At 70.0% G+C, this 22,903-nt stretch carries 17 protein-coding genes; 7 read left to right on the plus strand and 10 right to left on the minus strand.

The genetic code is table 11. The features are described 5' to 3' along the window. Nucleotides 1-16 precede the first annotated feature (16 nt). From WG209_RS03345 to nifJ, 4 genes are all read right to left on the minus strand, one after another. Entirely contained in the window at nt 17-811 is a 795-nt protein-coding gene (locus tag WG209_RS03345; RefSeq protein ID WP_337173583.1) for an RNA methyltransferase, read from the minus strand. A gap of 50 nt (nt 812-861) precedes the next feature. Then, the gene (locus WG209_RS03350; protein WP_337173584.1) at nt 862-2,748 is read right to left on the minus strand and encodes a DUF1559 domain-containing protein; all 1,887 of its coding nucleotides are present in this window, start codon (nt 2,746-2,748) and stop codon (nt 862-864) included. A gap of 163 nt (nt 2,749-2,911) precedes the next feature. Next, a complete protein-coding gene (locus WG209_RS03355; protein WP_337173585.1) occupies nt 2,912-3,916 on the minus strand; it encodes a dihydroorotate dehydrogenase-like protein in 1,005 nt (334 codons plus the stop codon). Then, nucleotides 3,913-7,491 (minus strand): pyruvate:ferredoxin (flavodoxin) oxidoreductase, encoded by a 3,579-nt coding sequence (nifJ, locus tag WG209_RS03360; protein ID WP_337173586.1) that lies wholly within the window; start codon nt 7,489-7,491, stop codon nt 3,913-3,915. The genes WG209_RS03355 and nifJ overlap by 4 nt, the downstream gene beginning before the upstream one ends. Before the next feature lie 982 nt (nt 7,492-8,473). Here nifJ and WG209_RS03365 point away from each other — a divergent pair. Then, nucleotides 8,474-9,214 (plus strand): CbrC family protein, encoded by a 741-nt coding sequence (locus WG209_RS03365; RefSeq protein WP_337173587.1) that lies wholly within the window; start codon nt 8,474-8,476, stop codon nt 9,212-9,214. A gap of 21 nt (nt 9,215-9,235) precedes the next feature. Here WG209_RS03365 and WG209_RS03370 read toward each other — a convergent pair whose 3' ends face one another. Together WG209_RS03370 and WG209_RS03375 are read right to left on the minus strand one after the other, a co-directional pair. Further along, the gene (locus WG209_RS03370; protein ID WP_337173588.1) at nt 9,236-10,561 is read right to left on the minus strand and encodes a DegT/DnrJ/EryC1/StrS family aminotransferase; all 1,326 of its coding nucleotides are present in this window, start codon (nt 10,559-10,561) and stop codon (nt 9,236-9,238) included. A gap of 25 nt (nt 10,562-10,586) precedes the next feature. Then, nucleotides 10,587-11,537, minus strand: coding sequence for an amidohydrolase family protein (locus WG209_RS03375; protein WP_337173589.1), 951 nt, complete (start codon nt 11,535-11,537; stop codon nt 10,587-10,589). A 248-nt stretch (nt 11,538-11,785) separates the two neighbouring features. Between WG209_RS03375 and WG209_RS03380 the strand changes: the two genes are divergently transcribed. From WG209_RS03380 to WG209_RS03390, 3 genes are all read left to right on the plus strand, one after another. Beyond that, a complete protein-coding gene (locus WG209_RS03380) occupies nt 11,786-14,584 on the plus strand; it encodes a fused MFS/spermidine synthase (protein WP_337173590.1) in 2,799 nt (932 codons plus the stop codon). Between the two features lie 13 nt (nt 14,585-14,597). Next, complete coding sequence (locus WG209_RS03385; protein WP_337173591.1) at nt 14,598-15,185, plus strand: TlpA disulfide reductase family protein; 588 nt, start codon at nt 14,598-14,600, stop codon at nt 15,183-15,185. Between the two features lie 667 nt (nt 15,186-15,852). Next, nucleotides 15,853-16,662, plus strand: a complete 810-nt coding sequence (locus WG209_RS03390; RefSeq protein ID WP_337173592.1) for a PEP-CTERM sorting domain-containing protein — start codon at nt 15,853-15,855, stop codon at nt 16,660-16,662. Nucleotides 16,663-16,750: 88 nt separating this feature from the next. On the opposite strand, the gene WG209_RS03395 is transcribed toward WG209_RS03390, so the two are convergent. The 4 genes from WG209_RS03395 to WG209_RS03410 are packed head-to-tail and all read right to left on the minus strand — an operon-like array spanning nt 16,751 to nt 19,657. After that, entirely contained in the window at nt 16,751-17,494 is a 744-nt protein-coding gene (locus WG209_RS03395; protein ID WP_337173593.1) for a J domain-containing protein, read from the minus strand. A 51-nt stretch (nt 17,495-17,545) separates the two neighbouring features. Then, nucleotides 17,546-18,607, minus strand: a complete 1,062-nt coding sequence (locus tag WG209_RS03400; RefSeq protein ID WP_337173594.1) for a protein arginine kinase — start codon at nt 18,605-18,607, stop codon at nt 17,546-17,548. After that, complete coding sequence (locus tag WG209_RS03405; protein WP_337173595.1) at nt 18,604-19,089, minus strand: UvrB/UvrC motif-containing protein; 486 nt, start codon at nt 19,087-19,089, stop codon at nt 18,604-18,606. Before WG209_RS03405 ends, WG209_RS03400 begins: the two co-directional genes overlap by 4 nt. Before the next feature lie 49 nt (nt 19,090-19,138). Further along, on the minus strand, nt 19,139-19,657 hold the full coding sequence (locus tag WG209_RS03410; protein ID WP_337173596.1) for a UvrB/UvrC motif-containing protein: 519 nt from the start codon (nt 19,655-19,657) through the stop codon (nt 19,139-19,141). Between the two features lie 308 nt (nt 19,658-19,965). Here WG209_RS03410 and trpE point away from each other — a divergent pair, with 308 nt between their 5' ends. The 3 genes from trpE (at nt 19,966) to WG209_RS03425 (ending at nt 22,725) form a co-directional block, all read left to right on the plus strand. After that, nucleotides 19,966-21,465, plus strand: a complete 1,500-nt coding sequence (gene trpE / locus WG209_RS03415; RefSeq protein WP_337173597.1) for an anthranilate synthase component I — start codon at nt 19,966-19,968, stop codon at nt 21,463-21,465. A gap of 109 nt (nt 21,466-21,574) precedes the next feature. Beyond that, the gene (locus WG209_RS03420; protein WP_337173598.1) at nt 21,575-22,027 is read left to right on the plus strand and encodes an NADAR domain-containing protein; all 453 of its coding nucleotides are present in this window, start codon (nt 21,575-21,577) and stop codon (nt 22,025-22,027) included. 20 nt (nt 22,028-22,047) lie between these two features. Then, nucleotides 22,048-22,725, plus strand: coding sequence for a zinc-ribbon domain containing protein (locus WG209_RS03425; RefSeq protein ID WP_337173599.1), 678 nt, complete (start codon nt 22,048-22,050; stop codon nt 22,723-22,725). The last annotated feature ends 178 nt before the right edge of the window (nt 22,726-22,903 follow it).

Below are 22,903 nucleotides of genomic sequence, written 5' to 3' on the forward strand. Positions count from 1 at the left end.
TGGACCGGGATCGTCCTCAGTGGCGGCGGCGGAAGTGGTGGAGCAGGATCGCGGCGGCGGTCGAGACGTTCAGCGAGCTGGCGCGGCCGGGCATGGGGATCGTCACCGACTCCGCGCAGGCGGCGACCCACGCGGGGTCGACGCCGCGGTCCTCGTCGCCGAGGACGATGCCCAGGCGGTCGCGGATCGCGACGCTCTCGAAGGGGGTCGCTTCCCCCGCCACGGCGGCGAGGAAGGCGACGCCCAGCTCGCGCGTCATGTCGGCCGCCAGGGCGAGCGGGTCGTCGACGGTCAGGATGGGGACGCGCAGGGCCGAGCCCATCGAGACCCGCAGCACGCGCCGGGAGAGCGGGTCGGGGCACGACGGGCCTGCGAGGATGGCGTCGAACGCGAAGGCGTCGGCCAGCCTCGCGATCGAGCCGAGGTTCTCGGGGTTGCTCACGCGGGGACACGCCACGAATCGAAGCGGGCCGGTCGCGTCCCCCCAAAGAGCGCGCCAGTCGGGCCACGGCAGGCGACGCCCGCACGCGAGCGCGCCGCGGTGGAACGGGAAGCCGACGAGGTCGTGGACCCGCTCGAACGGGACGACATAGGTCGGCACGCCGTCCGGGACGGTCGCGCGCAGGCGATCGACGTGGCGGTCGGTCAGCAGGACCGATTCCGTCGGGAATCGGCTGGCGAGCAGGCGCTCGACCAGCTTCTCCCCCTCGACGACGAAGCAGTCGAGGGAGCGCGTCGCGTTCGTCGCCTTGAGCGAGCGGTAGACCGCCAGGCGGGGGTCGTCCAGGTCGTGGATGGGGATCGGCGTCATGGCGACGGCGATTGTAACGCGGCGCGTCGCCGGCCCGAAGGGGAGGCCGATCAGTAGACGTCCGCGGAGACCGTCTCGCCCCCCGCGATGGTGCCGAGGGCGCGCCAGACGGCGGCCGCCACGCTCTCCTTGACGAATCGGACCGAGCCGTCGCCCAGGAGGAGGTTCACGCCGGCCGCGTGCCGGCTCGACGCGCTCGTGACGATCGGGCTCTCATAGTCGCTCGACCCGCCCAGGATGCACGAAGGGGATCCGGGCGGCAGGAGGCTCGTGTAACGCGTGTAGAGGACGTTGCCGTCGCCCCAGCGGTAGCCGGGCCGTTGCAGCAGGACGTCGAGGGTCGGCGAATTGACCGGGTTGACCGCGGAGCAGGAGGCGGTCGTCTCGGCCGTGAGGAAATAGTCCGCCAGCGGGTCGACGACGCCGGACCTGTGGATGCAGCGCTCGCTGAACATCGCGGTATTCGAAAGGCCGTCGCGGAACGCCGAGGGCCGCGGGGCGCTCTGGTACCAGAAGGCGCCGTCGTTGCGACCCGAGCCGTCGGGGGAGTCGCTCGGCAGGTTCGTCGGCAGCGTCCCGGCGCAGGCCCGGTAATTGTTCGGGCCCAGGACGTAGGGATCGGCCGAGGGCGAAGGGGCGTCGGACGGGCAGAGGAACGTCGACACCACCGACTGAAGCGCCGTCAGGTTCAGCTTGCTCAGTTCGATCGAGTCCTCGACCCAGGGCACCCCGGCGAAGTTCAGGGACGAGAACAGGGCCGACTGTTCGAGCGACGGCAGGAGCTGGGAGTGGGCCGACCACCTGCCGCTTGAGCCCCTGGGCGCCCCGCCGCCAAGCCCGAACGGATAGACGCCGTGGCTCGCCTGATAGCTGGCGAGCGCCGTGCCGATCTGCTTCAGGTTGTTCCCGCACTGCATCCGCCGCGACGTCTCGCGCGCCGCCTGGACCGCCGGGAGGAGCAACGCGACCAGCAGGCCGATGATGGCGATCACGACGATCAGCTCGATGAGCGTGAACGCCCGCCTCGTGGTCCGGGCGGCCGACTCGCGACGGGAGAGCCGCCACCGCGCGCCGAGCAGGCCTACGGCGGATACCGCGCCCACCCCGGCCGCGACCGCGAGCCAGGGGGGCCAGTCGCCGGGCGGGCGTCGCAGTGGGACGATCCGATCCGCCTTGAGGGTCAGCCGCGGATGGACGATCTCGATCGCGTCGGTCGTGTTCTGGGCGTTCGCCACCAGGGCCAGTTCCTCGAGCGGCTCCGTCCCGATCTCGAACCGCCCGAACTCCAGCAGATCGCCGTCGAGCCCCCCGCGCAGCAGGATCAGCGTGGGGCCGACCCTCCTCGCCCCGAGCCTCCCGGCCTGTTCGCCCCCCTCGAACAGTCCGTGGCCGCTTTCGCCCTCGCGGGGCCGGACGTCATAGCCGACCACCTCGCCGCCGGGCCGCACGGCGTCGTAAAGCGACACCCAGGTCTCGCCGACGCGGAAACCCAGCTCGGAGCCGTTGCTCACGGCGTAATCGGGGAGCCCCGCACTGGCCCGGGGCTTCGGCAGCTTTTTCGCCTCGTACCAGGCGACGACCTCGAAATCCCCTTCGAGCCGCGCCTCGGTCACGAACCACATGGGCGTGCGCTTGTCCGACCCGCGCGGGATGATCCCATGCAGGCCGTCTTCGGCGACCTTCCAGCGCCCGCCCGACTGGCCCGTCTTCGCCTCGAACAGCCAGCGGTCGTAGCCGTCGGCGTTGAAGACGACGTCGATCTCCTCCGCCACGGCGGGCCGGCCGTCGGCGAGCCAACCGGCGACCCCGAGGACGACGGCCATCGCGACGCCCAGCCTGCGGGCCCCCGACTCGGTGCTCGGCCTTGCCGAAAGCGCGCCCCTCGCGGCGACGGAGAACGTCGAGGTCTCGGGCCTTCGCGCCGGAATGGTCGTCATGATCCGTCCCCTTACAGGTCGACGCTCTCCGATCGGAACGACGCATGTAAGATGTTCGGACGGAACGGCCGGATATTCAAGTGTCGATCATGGATTCGGGGGGGGCGAATTCCCCTCGAGCCGGTCCCCGAGTGTGGGGGACACGGCCCGGACCGCGAGCCCGCTAGGCTTCGGTGCTGTAGGAGACGATGGTCTTGACGTAGTTGGCGCGTTCGAAGGCCTCCGGGTCGGGGATGTTGCGCTGGCTCATGGACCCCTTCATCTGCTCGACGGACTCGTACTCGTTGGCGTCGAGCCAGGTCCGCATGCCGAGGAGGATGTCGCCGATCAGCGACGGCCCGCGCTGGAGCAGGCCCGAGGTGATCATGGCGACGTCGGCGCCGGCCAGGACCAGCTTGATGACGTCCTCGGCGGAGTGGACGCCCGTGGTGGCGGCGATCGATTTGTCGAAGTACGACCGCAGGATGGCGATCCAGCGCAGGGGCAGGCGAAGCTCGTCGCTGGTGCTCAGGACCAGCCGGGGCTGGACGGAGAGCGTGGCCAGGTCGATGTCGGGCTGGAGGAAGCGGTTGAAGACGACCAGGCCGTCGGCGCCGGCCTCGTACAGCCGCTTCGCCATGTTCGGCAGCGAGCTGAAGAACGGGCCGATCTTCACCGCGAGCGGGATCGATACCACCTCGCGCACCCGGGCCACCAGCTTGAGGTAACGGGCCTCGACCTCGTCCGAGGTGACGTCGGGATGGGTGGGCAGGTAGTAGATGTTGAGTTCCAGGGCGTCGGCGCCGGCGTCCCGCATGAGGCGGGCGTAGTCGGTCCAGCCGCCGGGGGTCGTGCCGTTGAGGCTGGCGATCACCGGGATCGTCAGCGCGGCCCTGGCGTTGCGCAGGTTCTGGAGGTAGTTCTCCGGGCCGGTGTGGTACTCCTCCATCTCGGGGAGGTAGGTCTGGGCCTCGGCGAACGACTCGGTGCCGTATTCATAGAGCTTGTTGATCTCGTCCTCCTCGCGGACGATCTGCTCCTCGAACAGCGAGGGCAAGACCACGGCCGCCGCGCCGCCCTCCTCCAGCCGGATCAGCGAGTCCAGCTTAGCCGTGAGCGGCCCGGCCGACGCCACGACGGGGTTCTTGAGATCCAGGCCGAGATACCTCGTCTTCAGTCGGGCGCTCATCGGGAAGCCTCCTCGGCGGCCTGGACGTTGCGTTCGACGCCGGCCATCTGCTCGTAGAAGCGCCAGCGCTCGTTGATGTCGGCCTGGGCCATGCCCAGCAGGGTCTCGGAGTGGGTGGGGTTGGCGCGGGCGAGCATCGCGTAGCGGCCTTCCTTCATCGCGAAGTCGCGGAAGGGGGCGGAGGGCTTGCGGCTGTCGAGCCGGAAGGGCCTGGCGCCCTCGCGGGCCTCGCGCGGGTCGTAGCGGTAGAGCGGCCAGTAGCCGCAGGTGACGGCGTCCTTCTGGTGGGCCATCGAGGTCGCCATGTCGATCCCGTGGGCGATGCAGGTGCTATAGGCCAGGATCAAGGAAGTGCCGGGGTACGACTCGGCCTCGCGGAACGCCTTGAGGGTCTGCAACGGGTTGGCGCCCATCGCGACGGTGGCGACGTAGACGTTGCCGTAGTCGACCGCCATCATCCCCAGGTCCTTCTTGCCGACCGTCTTGCCGCCCGAGGCGAACTTCGCCACGGCGGCGCGGGGGGTGGACTTGGACGCCTGGCCGCCGGTGTTGGAATAGACCTCGGTGTCCAGGACCAGGATGTTCACGTCCCGGCCCGACGCCAGGACGTGGTCCAGGCCGCCGAAGCCGATGTCGTACGCCCAGCCGTCGCCGCCGACGATCCACACGCTGCGCCTGATGAGCGAGTCGGCCACGCCGCGGAGGGCGATCGCGTCCGGCCCCTCCTCCCCGTCGAGCGCCTCCTTGAGGATCGCCACCCGCTGGCGCTGGGCCTCGATGCCGGCGTCGTTGGCCTGGGAGGCCTCCAGGACCTCGCGGACGAAGTCGTCGCCGAGCTGCCCGGCCATGCGCCGGACCAGCTCTCGCGCGTACTGCTCCTGCTGGTCGACGGCCAGCCGCAGTCCGAGGCCGAACTCGGCGTTGTCCTCGAACAGCGAGTTGCACCACGCGGGGCCCCTGCCCTCGCCGTTCACGGTGTACGGCGTGGTGGGCAGGTTGCCGCCGTAGATCGACGAGCAGCCCGTCGCGTTGGCGATCACGGCGCGGTCGCCGAAGAGCTGGCTCATCAGCTTGATGTAGGGCGTCTCGCCGCATCCCGGGCAGGCACCGGAGAACTCGAACAGAGGCTGCAAGAGCTGCGATCCCTTGATGACCTCCATCTTGACGCGGGTCCGGTCGGCCTCGGGGAGCGCCATGAAGAAGTCGAAGTTGGCCCGCTCGCGCGCCAGGTGGTCGGACTTCGGCTCCATGTTGATCGACTTGTGCTTGACGACCTCCTTGCTCCGCGCCGGGCAGACGTCCACGCAGACGCCGCAGCCGGTGCAGTCGTCGGGCGCGACCTGGACCGTCAGCCGGGAGTCGGGCAGTTCCTTGCCGCCGTAGGGGAGCGACTGGAAGCCCTCGGGCGAGCCGGCGACGGCCTCGGCCGGGAACGCCTTGGTGCGGATGGCGGCGTGCGGGCAGACCAGGGCGCAGAGGCCGCACTGGATGCAGATGCTGGGATCCCAGATCGGGATCGAGATGGCAATGCTCCGCTTCTCGTACCGCGCCGTGGCGGTCGGGAACGAGCCGTCGACCGGAAGCGCGGAGACGGGGAGGAGGTCGCCGCGGCCCTCGATCATCATGGCGGTGATCCGCTTCACGAAGTCGGGGGCGTGGGGCGGGACCGGGGGGACGCGGCGGAGGTCGCCGGCGATCGTCGCGGGGACGGCCACCTCGTGCAGGCGCGCCAGCGCCTGGTCGACGCCGGCGTAGTTCTGCCTCAGCACGGTCTCGCCGCGCTTGCCGTAGGTCTTCTCGATCGCGTGCTTGATCTCGGCGATCGCCTCGTCGCGCGGCAGGACGCCGGAGAGGGCGAAGAAGCAGGTCTGCATGATCGTGTTGATCCGCCGCCCGAGCCCCGCCTCCTGGGCCACGGCCTCGGCGTCGATCACGTAAAAACGCAGCTTCTTGTCGATGATCTGACGCTGGGTCTCGATCGGCATCTTGTCCCAGACCTCGTCGGGCCCGTACGGGCTGTTGAGGAGGAACACCGCGCCGGGGTCGGCGTATTGCAGGACGTCGATCCGCTCCAGGAAGCCGAACTGGTGGCAGGCGACGAAATTCGCGTTGTAGACGAGGTACGACGACGCGATCGGCCGCGGGCTGAACCGCAGGTGAGAGACCGTCACCGAGCCCGACTTCTTGGAGTCGTAGACGAAATACCCCTGGGCGTGGAACGGCGTGTTCTCGCCGATGATCTTCACCGTGTTCTTGTTCGCGCCGACGGTGCCGTCGCTCCCCAGCCCGTAGAAGATGGAGCGGTGGACGTCGGCCGGCTCGGTCGCGAACTCCGGGTCCCACGGGAGGCTCAAGTGCGTCACGTCGTCGACGATGCCGACCGTGAAGTGCTTCTTGGGCCTCTCCCCGGCCAGCTCGTCGAAGACCCCCTTCACCATCGCGGGGGTGAAATCCTTCGAGGACAGGCCGTACCGGCCGCCGTACACCCGGGGCGTCGGGGCGTCGCCGGCGCGGTCGGCCCAGCCTTCGGCCAGGGCGGTGATCACGTCCTGATAGAGGGGCTCGCCGATCGCGCCGGGCTCCTTGGTCCGGTCGAGCGCGGCGATCCGCCTGACGGTCGTCGGAAGCGCGTCGAGGAACGCCGGCACGTCGAACGGGCGGAAGAGGCGGACCTTGACCAGCCCGAGCTTGCGGCCCTCGGCGTTGAGGCGTTCGATCGCCTCCTCGATCGCCCCGCAGCCCGAGCCCATCGCGACGACGACGTGCTCGGCGTCGGGCGCGCCGAAGTAGTCGAACAGCCGGTACGCGCGGCCGGTGAGCGCGGCGAACTGGTCCATCGTCTCCTGGATGATCCCCGGGACGGCCATGTAATACGGGTTGCAGGCCTCGCGGGCCTGGAAGAAGACGTCCGGGTTCTGGGCCGAGCCTCGGAGGATGGGACGCTCGGGTGAGAGCGAGCGGTCGCGGTGGGCCTGCACCAGCTCGTCGGGGATCAGGGCCCGCATGTCCTCGAACGTGAGCTGCTCGATCTTGTTGACCTCGTGCGACGTGCGGAAGCCGTCGAAGAAGTGGAGGACCGGCACGCGCGACCTGAGCGTCGCCCCCTGGGCGATGAGGGCGAAGTCCTGGACCTCCTGCGGCGTGTTCGAGCACAGCATGGCCCACCCCGCGGCGCGAGTGGACATGACGTCGGAGTGGTCGCCGAAGATGGAGAGGGCGTGGGTCGCCAGCGATCGCGCCGCGACGTGGAAGACGGCCGACGTCATCTCGCCGGCGATCTTGTACATGTTCGGGATCATCAGCAGGAGGCCCTGCGACGCCGTGAACGTCGTCGTCAGGGCCCCGCCCTGGAGCCCGCCGTGGCATGCGCCGGCGGCGCCCCCCTCGGACTGCATCTCGACGACGGTCGGGACGACGCCGTAGATGTTCTCGCGCCCGACGGCCGACCAGGCGTCGGCCAGCTCCCCCATCGTCGAGGATGGGGTGATCGGATAGATGGCGATGACCTCGTTCGTCGCGTGGGCGACGTGGGCCGCGGCCTCGTTGCCGTCGACCGTCACATATTGCCGTTTCAAGGCGGGCCTCCCCGACGCGACGCCGGGCGTCGCGGCCCCATCGCCCCTGCTCTGGCGCGGGCCCCGACGAGCGGCGATGCGTCCTCCTGGCGATGCGGGGGTCGCGCCCCGCGGCGACGCGCGTCTCGCGCGAAAAAAAAGCCCCCTGCCGCGCGCGTCGATCGTGCGTGGGGAGGCGTTCATGGCCTTGCACTCCGGCCCGCCATGAGCCGGATGCGATACATCTGTCTTACCGCGCCGAGCCCTTTCCGTCAATCAATTCCGTCGAAACAGACGAGACCGATCTGATCGATAGCCGGATCGGGGTGGCCCCGCCGTCGCGGATCCGAAATTTTCATCGGAAACATGGAATCTCCGCCTCCCCGACGCGGACCATGCGGGAGACGGAGGACCCCGTTCTTTGACAACTCGGATTCGGTATGAGGCCGCCGGGTTCGACGAGCGCGCGCACGCCTGGGGCCGCGGGGCATCCCTCGTGGGTACCGGAGCGACGGCCCGACCCGGCTCGCCGCCCTGACCACCCGCCCACGACGGCGACGCACGAAAAGCGATTCGAACTCGACGAACGAAGCCACGCGGAAATCACCACAACTCCAGGAGCGTAATCTAGTTGCACGAATAATCGATGAAGCGGCCGCGCGCGAACGAAGCCAACCGCGGCGGATGTCGATTTGCCGCCTTTCGCCGAGAAGTGGTGGCCCGTAGGCCCAGGTCGAGGTTGTCGGACGGCGGAGAGGGGGGTGATTCACACCCACGGACCTCGGCATGACTCCGCGTCCCGAGGAACTCCCCCATTCGCCCGCCGGACCCGCGTCTCCCAGCGTCGCGATAAACGCTCGAAATCGGTCGACGTCGTGGGTCGTGCCTTGTAGGTTCGATCGAGCCCAGGCCTTGGTGGTTGCCACCAACCAGGCCGATACCCCTTGACGATGCCGGCGCGGGCCGTTGAACGGACCAGGACGCCGTCCCATGGATCAGAGCCATGTCCACCTTCGCCGACCTCGGCATCCCGTTCCCGCTGTTCGAGGCCCCGACGCGCGAGGCGAGCGACTACGCCGGCCTGGCCATCTGCCGACTGTGTCGCCGAGGCGGTCGGCACTGCTTCGATGTGGGCATCGGCGATGACCTGATCCTGCCGTGCCCGGCGTGCGGCCTTGAGGCCGGGCTCGACCCGGACGAACGCGGGGACGTGGCGAGCCGGGGGTGCGGATCGACGGTCCCGTTTCCCGAGGCTCTTCATCTCAAGCACCGGTTGCTCGCCTGTTACGACTGCCTGCGGGCGGGCAAGGTGGCGATGACCAAGGACACCGAGTTCGGGATGGTCTCGTGGGAACGGGCAATCGAGGGCGTGACGCTGGGCCACCCGGGCCTGCGAGCCGATCAATTCGAGATCGTCGCGACCGGCCCGAGAGGCGGGTCGCCAGGAGCCCGCGTCCCGGTGGAGCACATGTGGGAGTTGCTACGAACGCCCGGCTACATCTCGTGGCAGGGCGAGAACTGGCTCTTCTGCTGTCGCCGGCCGATGACGTACCTGGGGGGCTGGCGACACGTCTCCGAGTCGCTCGGGACGGCGGATCGGGACGCCTTCTTCCGGGGGTTGTTCGACCCCGGCGACGACGCGATGTCCTGGGGACCAGATGGGTTCTCGGGGGAGAGCGCCTGCCTGCACATCTACCGATGCCGGACGTGCGGGCGGCATCGGGCCCATTACGACTTCGACTGAGCGAGCCGGGCTCGACCCGCGTCAGGCGGCGTAATGCCGGGCAACCTTGCGGACGGCGGCGGCGATGGCGCGGACGTGGTCGTCGCTCATCGCCTCGTGGATCATCAGGCGGAAGCAGGTCTTGAGGATCGCCTCGGCCTCGGGGCAGGAGACCTCGGCGTAATCCATCCGGGTCAAACCCATCTCCTTGAGGGGCCAGCGGCCGGCGAAGAAGCCGTGATTCTTGAAGACCGGGTTGCCGTATAACGGCACCGGGATGTACCCCTCGGCCGCCGGCGCGCCCTCGGCGGCCAGCGCCTTGACGAATTCCGTCCGGGTGCAACGAAACGCCTCGGGGCGGATTCGAGCCATGTAAAACCAGTAAGTGCAGCGATCTTCGGCCCGGACGGCGGGGGGCTCGACGCCGGGGACTTCGGCCAGTTCGGCGTTGAGGAGGGAGCCCAGGCGGGCCCGCGCCTCGGCGATCGCCCCGACCCGCCCCATCTGCGCGGCGGCCACGGCGGCCTGGGGCTCGCTCATCCGGTAGTTCGTCGCGAAGTGTTCGAACAGGCCCCCGCCCTTCACCCGGTCCATCCCCTTGTCGCCGAAGGGTTGGAGACGCGGGCCGATGGTCGCGTCGGCCGAGGCGACCACGCCGCCGTCGCCGCAGGTGACCTGCTTGGAGTTCTGGAGCGAGAAGCAGGCGGCGTCCCCGATCGTCCCGATCGGCCGGCAGGCGTAACTCGCCCCCCACGCCTGGGCGCAGTCCTCGATCAGGACCAGGTCGTGTCGCGCCGCGATCGCCTTGAGGGAGTCCATGTCGCAGGGGTTGCCGGCCAGGTGCACGGCGATGATCGCCCGGGTGCGCGGGGTGATCCGACGCTCCACGTCGGCCGGGTCGAGGTTGTAGGTGTTGCGTCCGAGGTCGGCGAAGACGGGGACGGCCTGCTGGTACAGGACGCCGATCACGGTGCCGATGTCGGTGATCGGGCTGGTGATCACCTCGTCCCCCGGCGCGATCCCGGCGGCGGCCACCGCGATGTGCAGCGCGGCGGTCCCGGAAGAGCAGGACATCGCGTGGGGCAGCGGGCAGATCTCGCGGAACCGCTCCAGGAACAGCCGGGTCCGGGGGCCCTTCCAGTAGAACAGCGAGTCCTGCCCGAGCATGGCGTCGAGCTGGCCCTTCTCCGGCTCGCCCCAGCGGACGAGCTTCGGCGCGGGCGCGGCGACCGCCTTCGGCCCCCCCTCGATCGCCAGCCGTTCCGGCGGCGCCGGCGGCGGCAGGGGGCCGCCCAGCGCGGCGGCCCCGAGGGCGACGGAGGAGGAGGCCAGGAAATCCCGGCGCGACAGGGGCGGGTCTGTGTCCATGCTCTCGCTCCGGGATGGCGTCGGGTCAGATCGAGAGGCCGAGCAGCCCGGCGGCGTTCTCGCGCTCGATCTTCGCCCGGACTTCGGGCGGGAGGTCGATCTTCTCGAATAGCTCGAACTGCGGGACCGCCTGGCCGGGCTTGAGGTAGTCGGTGCCGAAGAGCATGCGGTCGGCCCGACGGATCAGGAACTCGCGGCCGAAGTCCAGGTCGCGCGAGATGGCGTTGGAGCCCGACCCGGCCGAGAGGTCCCCCCACAGGTTCTTGTGGGCGTCGAACAGGCGGTCGAGCGCCCCGCCGGGGGCCACTTTCGTGGTCGGGTATTTCCCCAGCTCGCCGGTCTTCAGGTCGCCGGAGATGGAGGCCCAGAAGCCCGGCCCGTGGCCCAGGAAGTTGACGTTCGGGAACGCCGAGAGGACCCGTTCCAGCCCCGGCAGCCCGGCCTCGTCGGTGTTGCGGATGTCGTCGCAGTGGAACAGGACGGGGAGCTTGAGGTCGTCGCAGGCCTCGTAGAGCCGCATCGTCTCGGGGGCGTCGACCGGCAGGCCGACCTTGTGCTCGCCCAGCCCCTTCGCCCCCTGGTCGACGTACTCCTTGAGCATGTCGCCCAGCCCCTTCCGCCCGCCGCGATAGCTGGTGCGGGGGTCGATGCAGCAGAACGGGACGAGGCGGTCGGGGAATTGCCTGGCGCCGGCGAGGGCCAGCTCGGTGAGGCTCAGGTAGCTGGACGACTCGGGCGAGACCAGCGGCAGGACGACGGCCTTGGCGACGTTGCGCTCGTCCATCCAGCGCACCAGGCCCTCGGCGGTGAGGGGCTCGTCGCCGTTCCAGGTCCGCCCCAGGTGGGTGTGGACGTCGATGTACGGCCCGCCGGCCGCGCGGGCCGCCGAGGCCCTCGCGCCGCCGAGGGCCGCCGTCGCCGCCAGGGCGAGCGAGCCGCGAAGGAAGTCCCGCCGATCGATGGTGCCCGTCCGCATCCCGTCAACCTCCACTCGTCCGACCGCGTGGTTCCCCCGCCCGAAGGCCCCCGATGCTAATCGCGCCCGGCGGCCGACGCCATGCCCCGGCGGGCGCTCAAGTTGGCGGGGCGGGGGCTTGGGTCGTTGTGCGGGCGCGACGGGCGGGATATCGTGAGACGTCCCGAAGTTGGTGAATTCCCACGCGTTCCACGGACGGAACCCCCACCGCCGAGATCGGATCGGCGACCTCCCGGAGAGCCTCCCGCATGGTCGGCCTGGCAGCCCGCTGGTCTCCTTACGCCCTGGCGTTCTTCAGCAGCCTCTGCATCATGGTCCTGGAGCTGGTCTCCAGCCGGCTGGTGGCGCGACACGTCGGGTCGTCGCTGACGGTCTGGAACAGCGTGATCGGCATCATCCTGGGCGGCATCTGCCTGGGCAACGTGCTGGGCGGCCGGCTGGCCGACCGCGTCGAGCCCCGGGCCGCCCTGGGCCCGCTGTTCGCGCTCGGGTCGTTCCTGACGTTCGGCTGCCTGGTGGTCAACGCGGCCATCCCGACGCTCGTCCCCTCCCCCGCGTCGATCAACTGGGAGTTGCGGACGATCCTGGTCGTCACGCTCGACTTCCTCCTGCCGGCGACCGTGCTGGGCATGATCGGGCCGGTGGTGGCCAAGATGGCCGTCGAGGAGTCTCGAAAGGCGGGCAGCGCCATCGGCGACGTCTACTTCTGGGGGGCGGTCGGGTCGATCGTCGGGACGTTCCTGGCGGGCTTCGTGCTGATCTACCTGGCGCCCAGCTCGGTGATCGTGCTGGTGATCGCCTCGGCCCTGGCCGTGCTGGCCGCGACGCTGGACCGCAACCCGCTGGTCCGCTTCCCGGCCCTGGCGAGCGCCGCGTTGCTGGGGGCGGCTTCCATCGCCCCGCTGATCCGGACGCTCGGCATAGGGGGCGTCGACCTGGGGGGATACCAGATCAACCACCTGGCCGTCGCGGGGGGCGCGGCGTCGCTGCTGACGGCCCTGGCCGCGGCCAGCTCGCTGAAGGCCCGCGCCGGCCTGGCGACGGAGCGGGCTGAGGTCGAGCCCGTCGCCGACGAGCCCGGCCCGACGCCGAGCCTGCGCGACCTGGCCGTGCTGGCGTTCATCGCCAGCATGGCGTTCATGGCGATGGAGATGGTCGCCGGCCGGCAGGTCGCGCGGCACCTGGGGTCGAGCGTGTACGGCTGGACCAGCGTCATCGGCGTGCTGCTGGCCGGGCTGAGCGTGGGCAACTGGATCGGCGGCCGGCTGGCCAACGGCATCCGCGACGAGAAGCGGGCGAGCTGGCTGTTCCTCGTCGCCTCCGCGGCGCTGCTCTGGATCCTGTTCCTGGACAACCAGCCCGAGTGGTTCCGCGACTGGACCGACCAGGGGATCGCCCCGAGCCTGCTGAGCCGGGCGATCGTCATGAACGAGGTCACCCTCTTCGGCTCCTCCTACGCGCTGACGTGGCCGTATCGCGTGCTGCTGGTCGTCACGATGGTCTTCTTCCTGCCGGCCGTGACCATGGGGACGGTCAGCCCGGTGGTCGCCAAGCTGGCCGTCGACCGCCTCCAGCGCCGGGGACGCACCGGGACGGCCATCGGCCAGGTCTACGCCTGGGGCATGGTCGGCAGCATCGTCGGCACGTTCCTGACCGGGTTCGTCCTGATCGACGTCCTGGGAACCAAGGGGGTCCTGCTGCTGCTCGCCGCGATCCTGGCGATCACGGCGACGATCCTCGGGACGGTCGTCCACGCGGTCTGGGCGGGTATCCCGCTCGGGCTCTGCGTCATCGGCCTGCTGCCGATGCAATGGACCGAGCGGATCGGCGAGGAGTGGTCGATCCGCGAGCCGAGGGGGAACCCGGCCACCACCGAGGACGCCCTCGCCCACGTCGACGAGAGCAACTACTACTTCATCAAGGTGAACAACGAGCCCCTGGCGGACGGCCTCCAGCTCCGCACCCTGGTGCTGGACAACCTGATCCACGGCTACTTCATCCTGGACCACCCCGAGCGGCTCGACTACGACTACGAGCACATCTACGCGATGGTCGCCTACCGCGCCGCCAAGGCGGCCGGCAAGATCACGCCGGCCTCCGCCGCCGCGTCGACCGCCGGCGGCTCGGAACTCCCCGACCAGGTCTTCGCCGACGCCCCGGCCGCGAAGGCGCCCGACGCCGACCGGCCCCCCAGCGACGAGGAGATCCTGAGATCGCCGGCCCGTGCCTGGATGCCGAAAATCGCCTCCTCGACGCTCAACACGCTGTTCCTGGGCGGCGGCGCCTACACGTTTCAGCGCCACATGCAGCACGTCTACCCCGGCACGGACGTCGACGTGGCGGAGATCGACCCGGCCGTCACCCGGGCCAACCACGTGGCCACCGGCCTCCCCCTGGACACGCCGATCCGCACCGCCTGGGGCGACGCCCGCCAGTTCGTCGAGCGCAGCCAGGGCGCCGAGCAGTACGACATCGTCTTCGGGGACGCCTTCAACGACTTCTCGGTCCCCTGGCACCTGACGACCCGCGAGTTCAACGACAAGATCGCCCGGATGATGTCCCCGACGGGCGTCTACATGATCAACATCATCGACGCCTATGAGTCCGACGAGGAGGCGCTGCGCCAGGCCGAGCGGGAGATTGAGGCCGCCAAGGTCACCGACCCGGACGAGCGGGAACGGCGGAAGGAGGCGCGACTCAAGGAAGCTCGCCGGTTCGGCGGGTTCCTCGGCGCCTGGACCCGGACGGCCCGGCTGACCTTCCCCCACGTCTACATCTTCGGGACCAACACCGAGATCGGCGAGGGGAGCCGCGAGACGTTCGTCGTCGTCGCCAGCAAGCAGCCGCTGGACCTGGCCGACCTGGGCGAGCGCGACGACGACCCCCGCTTCTTCGTCAAGAACCGCAGGTCGGTCGCCCGCGCCTACGGGCCGGAGGACGAGCGGGAGATCCTGGAAAACCGCTCTCGCGGGATCATCCTGACCGACGACTACGCCCCCGTCGAGAACCTCCTCGCGCCGGTCGCCGAGACCCGCGGCAGGGATTGAACCAGAGGCCGCCATGTCCACCCCCGAATCCCCCGCGCCGGCCGCCGGCAAGCCCCCCTGGCTGTTGATGGTCGGGGTCCTCGCCGCGTTCTGGGTCGTCTACCTGATCGTCGCCGGCCCGCGCCGGCTCGACGACATCGACGGCCCCGAGTCAGGCCGGGCCGTCGACTTCAACTGGAGCCTCCGCGACCTGGACGGCGGCGAGGTGAATTTCGACCGCTTCCGCGGCAAGGCCCTGTTCGTCAACGTCTGGGCGACGTGGTGCCCCCCCTGCGTCGCCGAGATGCCGTCCATCGCCCGGCTGGCGTCGGTCGAGGATCTGAAGGGCAAGGTGGAGTTCATCTGCATCGCGACCGACGAGTCGATGGACGCCGTCCGGTCGTTCGTCCGGGGCAAGGGCTGGCCCATGACGATCCTCCACGCCACGGCCCTCCCCCCCGTCTTCCTGACGGACGGCATCCCCGCCACGTTCCTGATCGCCCCCGACGGCCGCCTCGCCTACATGCGCGAGGGCGCCGCCGAGTGGGACGCCCCCGAGGTCGTCCGCAAGCTCCGCGACCTGGCGAGCCGCCCGGCCACGCCCCCGGGCAATCCGGGCTGATCGACCCGTCGTCGTCGCGGGGCCGGGCCCCCCCGCGCCCCCGACCGTTCATCCATGCTCCCGCCTGGCTCGCCAGATACCGCGGACCTCGGGGGCGTGTCCCGCGCTTCCATGCCCGGTCCGGTCGGAAAGGTCCCCCCCGCGCGACCTTGCAACGCGACCCTGCCTATGACGGCCAAGCCGGGCGGCTCGCCTTGCCGGCCGCTTCGGCCCGAGCCCCGGTCTCCATTGCCGCGGCCGACCGCGGAACGGGACGGCAGAAGCCTGTTCGGCCCGAGGAATCGAAGCGTGCCGATGCGTATTTCACGCTTGGCAACCCTCGGGGCCGCCACCGTGGTTAAATCTTTAGATGCCCGGTGGACGAACATTTTCAAAACAGAGTCACGTCGAACTGTTTTTTTGTTGCATTAAATTGATGGTCGCGGCATATTCCACGCGTCAAAGATTGACCGATTCAACCTCGGATCGCCCTGGGAGGCTGAGCTTCTGGGCTTCGAGGAAGGTTTCGCCTTCCCCGTCCGCTCTGCGGGGACGAATCCCCCAGGCTTTCCGGGGCCGACGGACCGGGGAGACGCCCCTTGTCCCGCGGTGAGCCAGCCGGTTGCGATCCGATCGGTCATTATGTGTCGACGTGTAAGGGCATCTTGCTGAAACGGGGCACGCGACGATGATGCTGTCACGAATCCGACGCGGTGCGTTGGCGCTGGCCATGTTGTCCCCGCTCGTCGCCTTCGCGGATCGCGACGCGCGGGCCGGCGTGGTCGTCACGCGGATCGGCGACCCAACTTTCACTCCGGTGGACTTCCACCTGTTCGCGGCGCCGATCGGCACGGCGGCCAGCGGCTACGCCGAGTTCGCCCAGACCGCGGAGGCGATCCTGCCCCCTCCCGACCATCTCCCCGACCCGGTCCTATTCATCGGGCCGGGGGCGCCGCACGTGGGGCCCTATGATCAGGAGATCGGCGACGGCGTCGCCGCCAACGGGTTCGTGGAGTCATCGACCTTCTCCACGGGCCAATTCTCCTATGGCATGGGCGTCTGGCTGGCGTTCATGGTCGTCCCCGGCCCGAACAGCCCGACGGGCTCCTCGCCGGACTTCGCCTCGGGGCCGATCCTCCCCAACGCGATCTTCCCGCTCTCGGTCGACGGGGACACGTTCACCGACGGGTCGATCAACAATGACTTCCTCGCGGCGTTTAACGTCCCGGCGCTCGGCCAACTGCCAGGGGGCGCCGGGCTGGATGGGTACAGCCACATCCCATTTTTCTTCGCCGACAATTTCGACTTCGTGACCAGGCGAGTCACCGGCGGTTACGAGTACCGGGTCACGGTGCTCGACGCGGCGGGGAACGGCTACCAAATCAACGCGTCGTTCCAGGTCGTGCCGGAACCGTCGAGCGTCGTGATGCTCGGCGGCGGCTCCGCGCTCGTCGCGCTTGGCTACCTGGGCCGATCGCGTCGGGCTCGCCACGCCTGAGCCGTCGCCGCGAGAAATCCGGGGCTCCCCCACCGAGGCCGGGTAGGGGGGCCTCCGATCCGGCCAGGATGCCCGCCGGGAAACGCCCTCAGTCCCACGCGCGGGGGATGAACAGGTCTCGCGACCACTGGCGGACGCCGAGGCGTCGGGTGTGCAGCAGCTGCTGGAGCTGGCGGACGGCCTTCCAGGTGCGGTCGAAGCTGCTGTACGTCAGCCAGCCGGTGAAGCCGTCCTCCTGGACGAAGCTCCGCGAGGTGACCGCGCGGGTGGCGAGGACCAGGTGGTCGAAGATCTCGCCCACGGAGGCGAGGATCTCGGACTCCTCGGCCGGGTCGAGGCGGCCCGTCAACTGGTCGCGATCGGGCCACGAGACGTTGATCGAGCAGCTCAGGAAGCGGTCCTCGTCGGTGGCCTTCTGGGTGAGCCAGAGGTAGGACGCCTGGTCCCAGAGGTAGCGGACGCTGAGCAGCTCGACGGCCAGCCGCCGGCCGGGCTCGACGTCCTTGTCGACGATCCCCACGTAGACCGACTCGGTCTTGGGCTCGGCGCGGGCCTGGGCGCCGCGGCCGTTGGGCCGGCCGCCGGGGGCGTGGGGGGCGTCGGCCGTCGCGGGCCGGCGGGGCTCCTCGGCCCGAGTCGCCATCATGACCCGGTTGGTGCTCAGCAGCTCGTAGGCCTGCGCCAAAACGCGGAAGGCCCAGTCCTCGCCGCCGACGTCGGGGTGGAACTTCTTGCTCTTGGAGCGGTACGCCTCCCGGATCTCCTGAAGCGAAGCCTCGCTGGAGACGCCCAGGACGGTGTACGGGTCGATGTCGAAGCTGAAGGATGGCACCGCGTCGGTCCTGTCGTCCGGGACTTGGAGTGATCGGGACCGTCGGCGGGGCTACTCGTCGTCGCCGCGCCCCTCGGCCAGCCGCGCGCGGAGGTACGAGGCCCGCGCGACGTTCCTTTCCTCTACTCCTAGCTCACCGCCGCGGAGCTTTTGCAGGAAAGCGGGCTGGGTCTGGATGAAAAGCTCGTTGACCGTCGCGATCGACAGGTCGTCGATCAGCCCGAGGTTGATCCCCATGCGCACGCTGGAGAGCAGCAGCATGGTCTCCTCGCTGGAGATCGTCTGGGCCGTCTTGAGTACGCCGTAGGCCCGCGAGACCTGGTCGTGCAGGTGCTGCCGGCGGCCGGTCACCAGCTCCTGGCGGGCCTGGCGCTCGAACTGGAGGACCTGCGGGACGACGTCGGTGAGCATCCGGATGATCTCCTCCTCGCTCTTGCCGAGCGTCTGGTGGTTGGAGACCTGGTAGAAGTCGCCGAACGCCTGCGAGCCCTCGCCGTACAACCCGCGGACGGCCAGGTTGATCTTCTGGAGGGCGCGGAAGACCTTGTCGATCCCCTTGTTGGCGACGATCCCCGGCAGGTGGAGCATCACGCCGACGCGGATCCCGGTGCCGACGTTGGTGGGGCAGGCGGTCAGGTAGCCCAGCGACGGGCTGTACGCGTAGGCGACGTGCTCCTCCAGCCGGTCGTCCAGCGCGTTAATCTCCTCCCAGACCTCGTGCAGCCGGAATCCGGAGAGCATGTACTGGATGCGGAGGTGGTCCTCCTCGTTGACCATGATCGAGGCGTTCTCGCGCGGGGAGACCGCGACGGCGCGCGGGCCCTCGCCGCCGGCCAGCTCGCGCGAGATGATCTGCCGCTCGACCAGGAACTGGCGGTCGAGGTTGGGCATCGCGTTGACGTCGAAGAACGACGCCTCGGGCTCGGCCGACGCCACGGCCGCCCTCGCCTGGGCCTCGATCTCGGCCTTCTCGCCCCGGCTGGCGCGGTTGGTGAAGGGGAAGTCGGCCAGGTTGCGCGCCAGGCGGATCCGGGAGCACATCACGATGTCGCTCTCGGGCCCGGTCCCGCGCAGCCATTCGCCGGAGGTCCTCGTCAGGTCGTCCAGTGTCATTCGTTTTGGTCCTTGGGGCGGATCTGGTCGCGCAGGCGGGCGGCTTCCTCGTAGTCCTCGCGGGCGACGGCCTGCCGCAGCCGCGAGCGCAGCCGGAGCCGCAAGGCCGCGCCGGGGCGGACGCGGGCCCGCTTGCCGACGTGCCGGGTGGCCCCGTGGAACCGCTGGAGCATCGGCAGGAGCCCCTCGCGGAACGCCCGGTAGTCGTGCGGGCAGCCGAGCCGGCCGCTGGTGCGGAAGTCGACGTAGCGCAGGCGGCAGTCGGGGCAGCTCGACTCGGCCAGCTCCCCCACCAGCTCGCCGACGTGCTTCTTGATCAGCGAGGTCAGCACGGCGTCGAGCCCCAGGTCGGCCGGCGCCTCGGGGAGGACCAGGCCGGCCTTCCGCGCGCAGCCGGCGCAGAGGTGGCGCTCCCGGCGGCGGCCGTCGACCAGCTCGGTCAGGTGGACGACGGCCTCGTCCTGGCATCGTTGACACGTCATCGCCGGCCCCGCCTTCGTCTCGTCCCCAGGGATCCGCGTCGGGGGTCGGTCACGCCTGCTCCTGCTCGATCCCCTTGATCTTGTCGCGCAGCCGCGCGGCCGCCTCGTAGTCCTCGGCGGCGACGGCCCGCTTCAGCTCGTTGCGCAGCTGGATCAGGGTCGTCTGCTGCTGGGTGTTGCGGGGAGCCCGGCGGGGGACCTTGCCGGAGTGCCGGGTCTCGCCGTGGACGCTCTCCAGCAGCGGCATCAGCTCGTCGCGGAAGACCTCGTAATCGTAGGGGCAGCCGAGCCTCCCGGTGTTCCGGAACTCCAGGTACGTGATCTGGCAGACGGGGCACGACTGCTTGTCGGCCGCCGACGACTCGCGCATCGCCGCCCCCCCCGCGCCAGGGACGCCGGCCAGCTTCTTGGCCAGCTCGCTGATCGGCGGGGCCTCGGCGGCCTCCTCGGCGGGGGTCAGGTGCTGGCGGGCGTGCTCGTCGCAGAAGTGGAATTCCTCGTGCTTCCCCTTCGCGACGATGTCGGTGATGTGAAACGTGGCCGGCTTCGCGCACTTCTGGCATTTCATGGCTCGTAACTCCGCCAGCCCCGCGAGACTGGCGACGGGCCGTGGCCCGGGGGATCCGACGGGCGGGGATCCCGGTTCGGACGTGCGACGCCCTCGCGATCTCGGTCGGCCTTCGCCTCGAATTTCATTCTAATTGACATGGGTGGACTGTCAAGGAACCGGGGGGGCCGGGCGCCGTCGCGAACCTCGCCGCCGCGCCGACCGTCAGGCTCGCCGTCGCGCCCCGGCTTGCCGAGCCCGCCGCGGGCTGCTAACGTATTTGCGGACTCGCCTTGCGCCTCCGTCCCTCCCCCGGACCCGCCGCCGCCATGAGCATCCACCGACCTTCGTTCGAGGACTTCGCCGCCCGCGCCGGCTCGGCCGCCTGCGTCCCGGTCTTCCGCCAGCTCGTCGGCGACGACCTCACCCCGGTCTCCGCCTTCCACCGGATCGAGCGCCAGGCCCCCTCCTTCCTCTTCGAGAGCGTCGTCGGCGGCGAGAAGGTCGGGCGGTACAGCTTCCTCGGCACCGAGCCGTTCCTGCGGTTCGAGGCGCGCGGCAACAGCGTCGTCGTCTCCGAGCCCGGCCGGCCCGAGTCCGAGCGGCGTTACGAGACGGACGACCCGTTCGCCGAGCTGGAGAAGCTGATCGACCGCCACCGCGCGGCGCACGTCCCGGGGCTGCCGCGGTTCACCGGCGGCGCGGTCGGCTACGCGGCGTACGACGCGGTCCGCTACACCGAGCGCCTGCCGAACGCCCCGGCCGACGATCGCGGCCTGCCCGACCTCTCGTTCTCGTTCTTCGACCGGATGGTCCTGTTCGACCACATCCGCAAGACGGTCCTGGTGGTCGCGCAGGCCCACGTCGAGCCCGGCGCCGACCCCAGGGCCGCCTACGACGCCGCCCGCGCCCGCGTCGACGAGCTGGTCGAGCGCCTGGGGACGCCGACCGACGCCCTCCCCCTCCGCGACATCGACGCCGCCGGCCCGATCACCCGTATCCCGAAGTCCAACTTCACCCGCGAGGGCTACGAGGACGTCGTCAGGCGCTGCCAGGAGTACATCAAGGCGGGCGACATCTTCCAGGTGGTCCCCTCGCAGCGGTTCGAGTTGAAGACGACCGCGAAGCCCTTCGACGTCTACCGCGTCCTCCGCGTGGTGAACCCCAGCCCGTTCCTCTTCTATCTCACCTTCGACGACTTCCAGCTCATCGGCAGCTCGCCGGAGATCCTGGTGCGGGTCGAGGAGGGGCTGGTGACGATCCGCCCCCTGGCCGGGACGCGCCGGCGGGGCAAGGACGACGCCGAGGACCAGGCGCTGGCCGAGGAACTCGTCGCCGACCCCAAGGAGCGGGCCGAGCACATCATGCTCGTCGACCTGGGCCGCAACGACGTCGGCCGGGTGGCCGAGTACGATTCGGTGGTGCTCTCCGACGTCATGAAGGTGGAGCGCTATTCCCACGTCATGCACATCACGTCGAACGTGACCGGTAAGCTCCGGGCCGGCAAGACGACCTTCGACGCCCTCCGCGCCGGGCTCCCCGCCGGGACGGTCTCCGGCGCGCCGAAGATCCGGGCGATGGAAATCATCGACGAGATGGAGCCGACCAAGCGCGGCCCCTACGCCGGCGCGGTCGGCTACATCGACTTCACCGGCAACATGGACACCTGCATCGCCCTGCGGACGCTCGTCATGCAAGGCGACGTCGCCTACGTCCAGGCCGGCGGCGGCGTCGTCTACGACAGCGTCCCCGCCGACGAGTTCCAGGAGACCGTCAACAAGGCCAGCGGCCTGCTCAAGGCCATCGAGATTGCAGAGACGCAGCTCTGAGCGTCGGCGGCGAACTCGCCCGTCGCGTCACGTGTCAGTCCGGGCGCGGACAGGTCGCGAGGCGCGTGGCGGGGGGCGGCCGGCGGCCGACGAGCCGGGAGGTGGAACCGTGGGCCGGGAGATTCGCTTCTACGCCGTCGGGGACGAATACGGCTGCTTCTCCAACTTCTCGCCCCACCCCATCAGGCTGAAGGGCAAGACCTGGCCCACCAGCGAGCATTACTTCCAGGCCCAGAAGTTCGCCGGGACGCCCGACGAGGAAGGCGTGCGCGGGGCCAAGTCGCCCATGCAAGCGGCCCGGATGGGGCGCGACCGCAAGAGACCGCTCCGCCGCGACTGGGAGAGCGTCAAGGACGCGATCATGCGCGAGGCGGTCCTCGCCAAGTTCACGCAGCACGCCGACGCGCGGGAGATCCTCCTGGGCACCGGCGACGCCAGGCTCATCGAGCACACCGAGAACGACGACTACTGGGGCGACGGCGGGGACGGCGGCGGGAAGAATCGGCTCGGCATGACGCTGATGCGCGTGCGCGAGGAGTTGCGAGGGGCCCAGCCGGGCTGATCGCCTCCCGGAGGCGAGCGATGAACCATAACCGCAAGCGACGCGAGGCCGAGCGGAAGCGTCGCGAGGCCGAGGATCGAGAGCGGCGGGGAGTGTCGATCGAGGGCGCGGCCCCGGTCGATCCCTCCGCGATCGGGCCGTGCAATAGCTATGGACCGCCGGCCTTCATCCCTCGCGGCTATTACGTCGACATCCCGTTCACCTGCGCCGCGTGCGGCTCGGAGGAGGTCTGGACCGCCGAGCGGCAGAAATGGTGGTACGAGGTCGCGCGGGGGTCGGTCTTTTCGAGGGCGAGCCGCTGCCGATCGTGCCGTCGCGAGGAGCGCGAGCATCGCGGGAAGGCGGATCCGCTCCACCAGCGCCATCACTGGATGCTGGCGATCCGCGAGGCGCTCGGCCCGCCGCTCCTCGCCGACGGGTGGCGACCCGTCGTCGGCGAGGGCGAGAAGCGGCCCGACGTGCTGAGCTACGAGCGACGGGGCGAAGTCCTCCGGTTCCGGTGGGGATTCGGGACGGTCGAGGGATGTTTCCTCGTGATCGAACGTCGCGAACCAGGCGACCACCGATTCCGAGGCCGGTCGCGGCCGATCTATCGCCGGCGACCCCAGGAATTCAGCCCTCCGGAGTTGCGCCGGCGACTCGACACCTTCATCGTCGACGCGAGGGTCGAACTGGGGATGGATGAACCGAAGTTGTGAGGCGTCGGGCGGTTGCACTGTCGAACATGCCGCCAAGGAGATCTTCCCCCCCTTCTCCCCTCGTGGGAGAAGGTGCCCCGGAGGGGCGGATGAGGGGGGCGCGACCGGGGACCGTCGGTGGGTCTTTTGTGGCGCGGGCGTCTCGCCCGCCCGCGCGGGCGAACGACGTGGGGGGGGG

The sequence above is a fragment of the Paludisphaera sp. genome, assembly GCF_037189885.1.
GTDB lineage: Bacteria > Planctomycetota > Planctomycetia > Isosphaerales > Isosphaeraceae > Paludisphaera.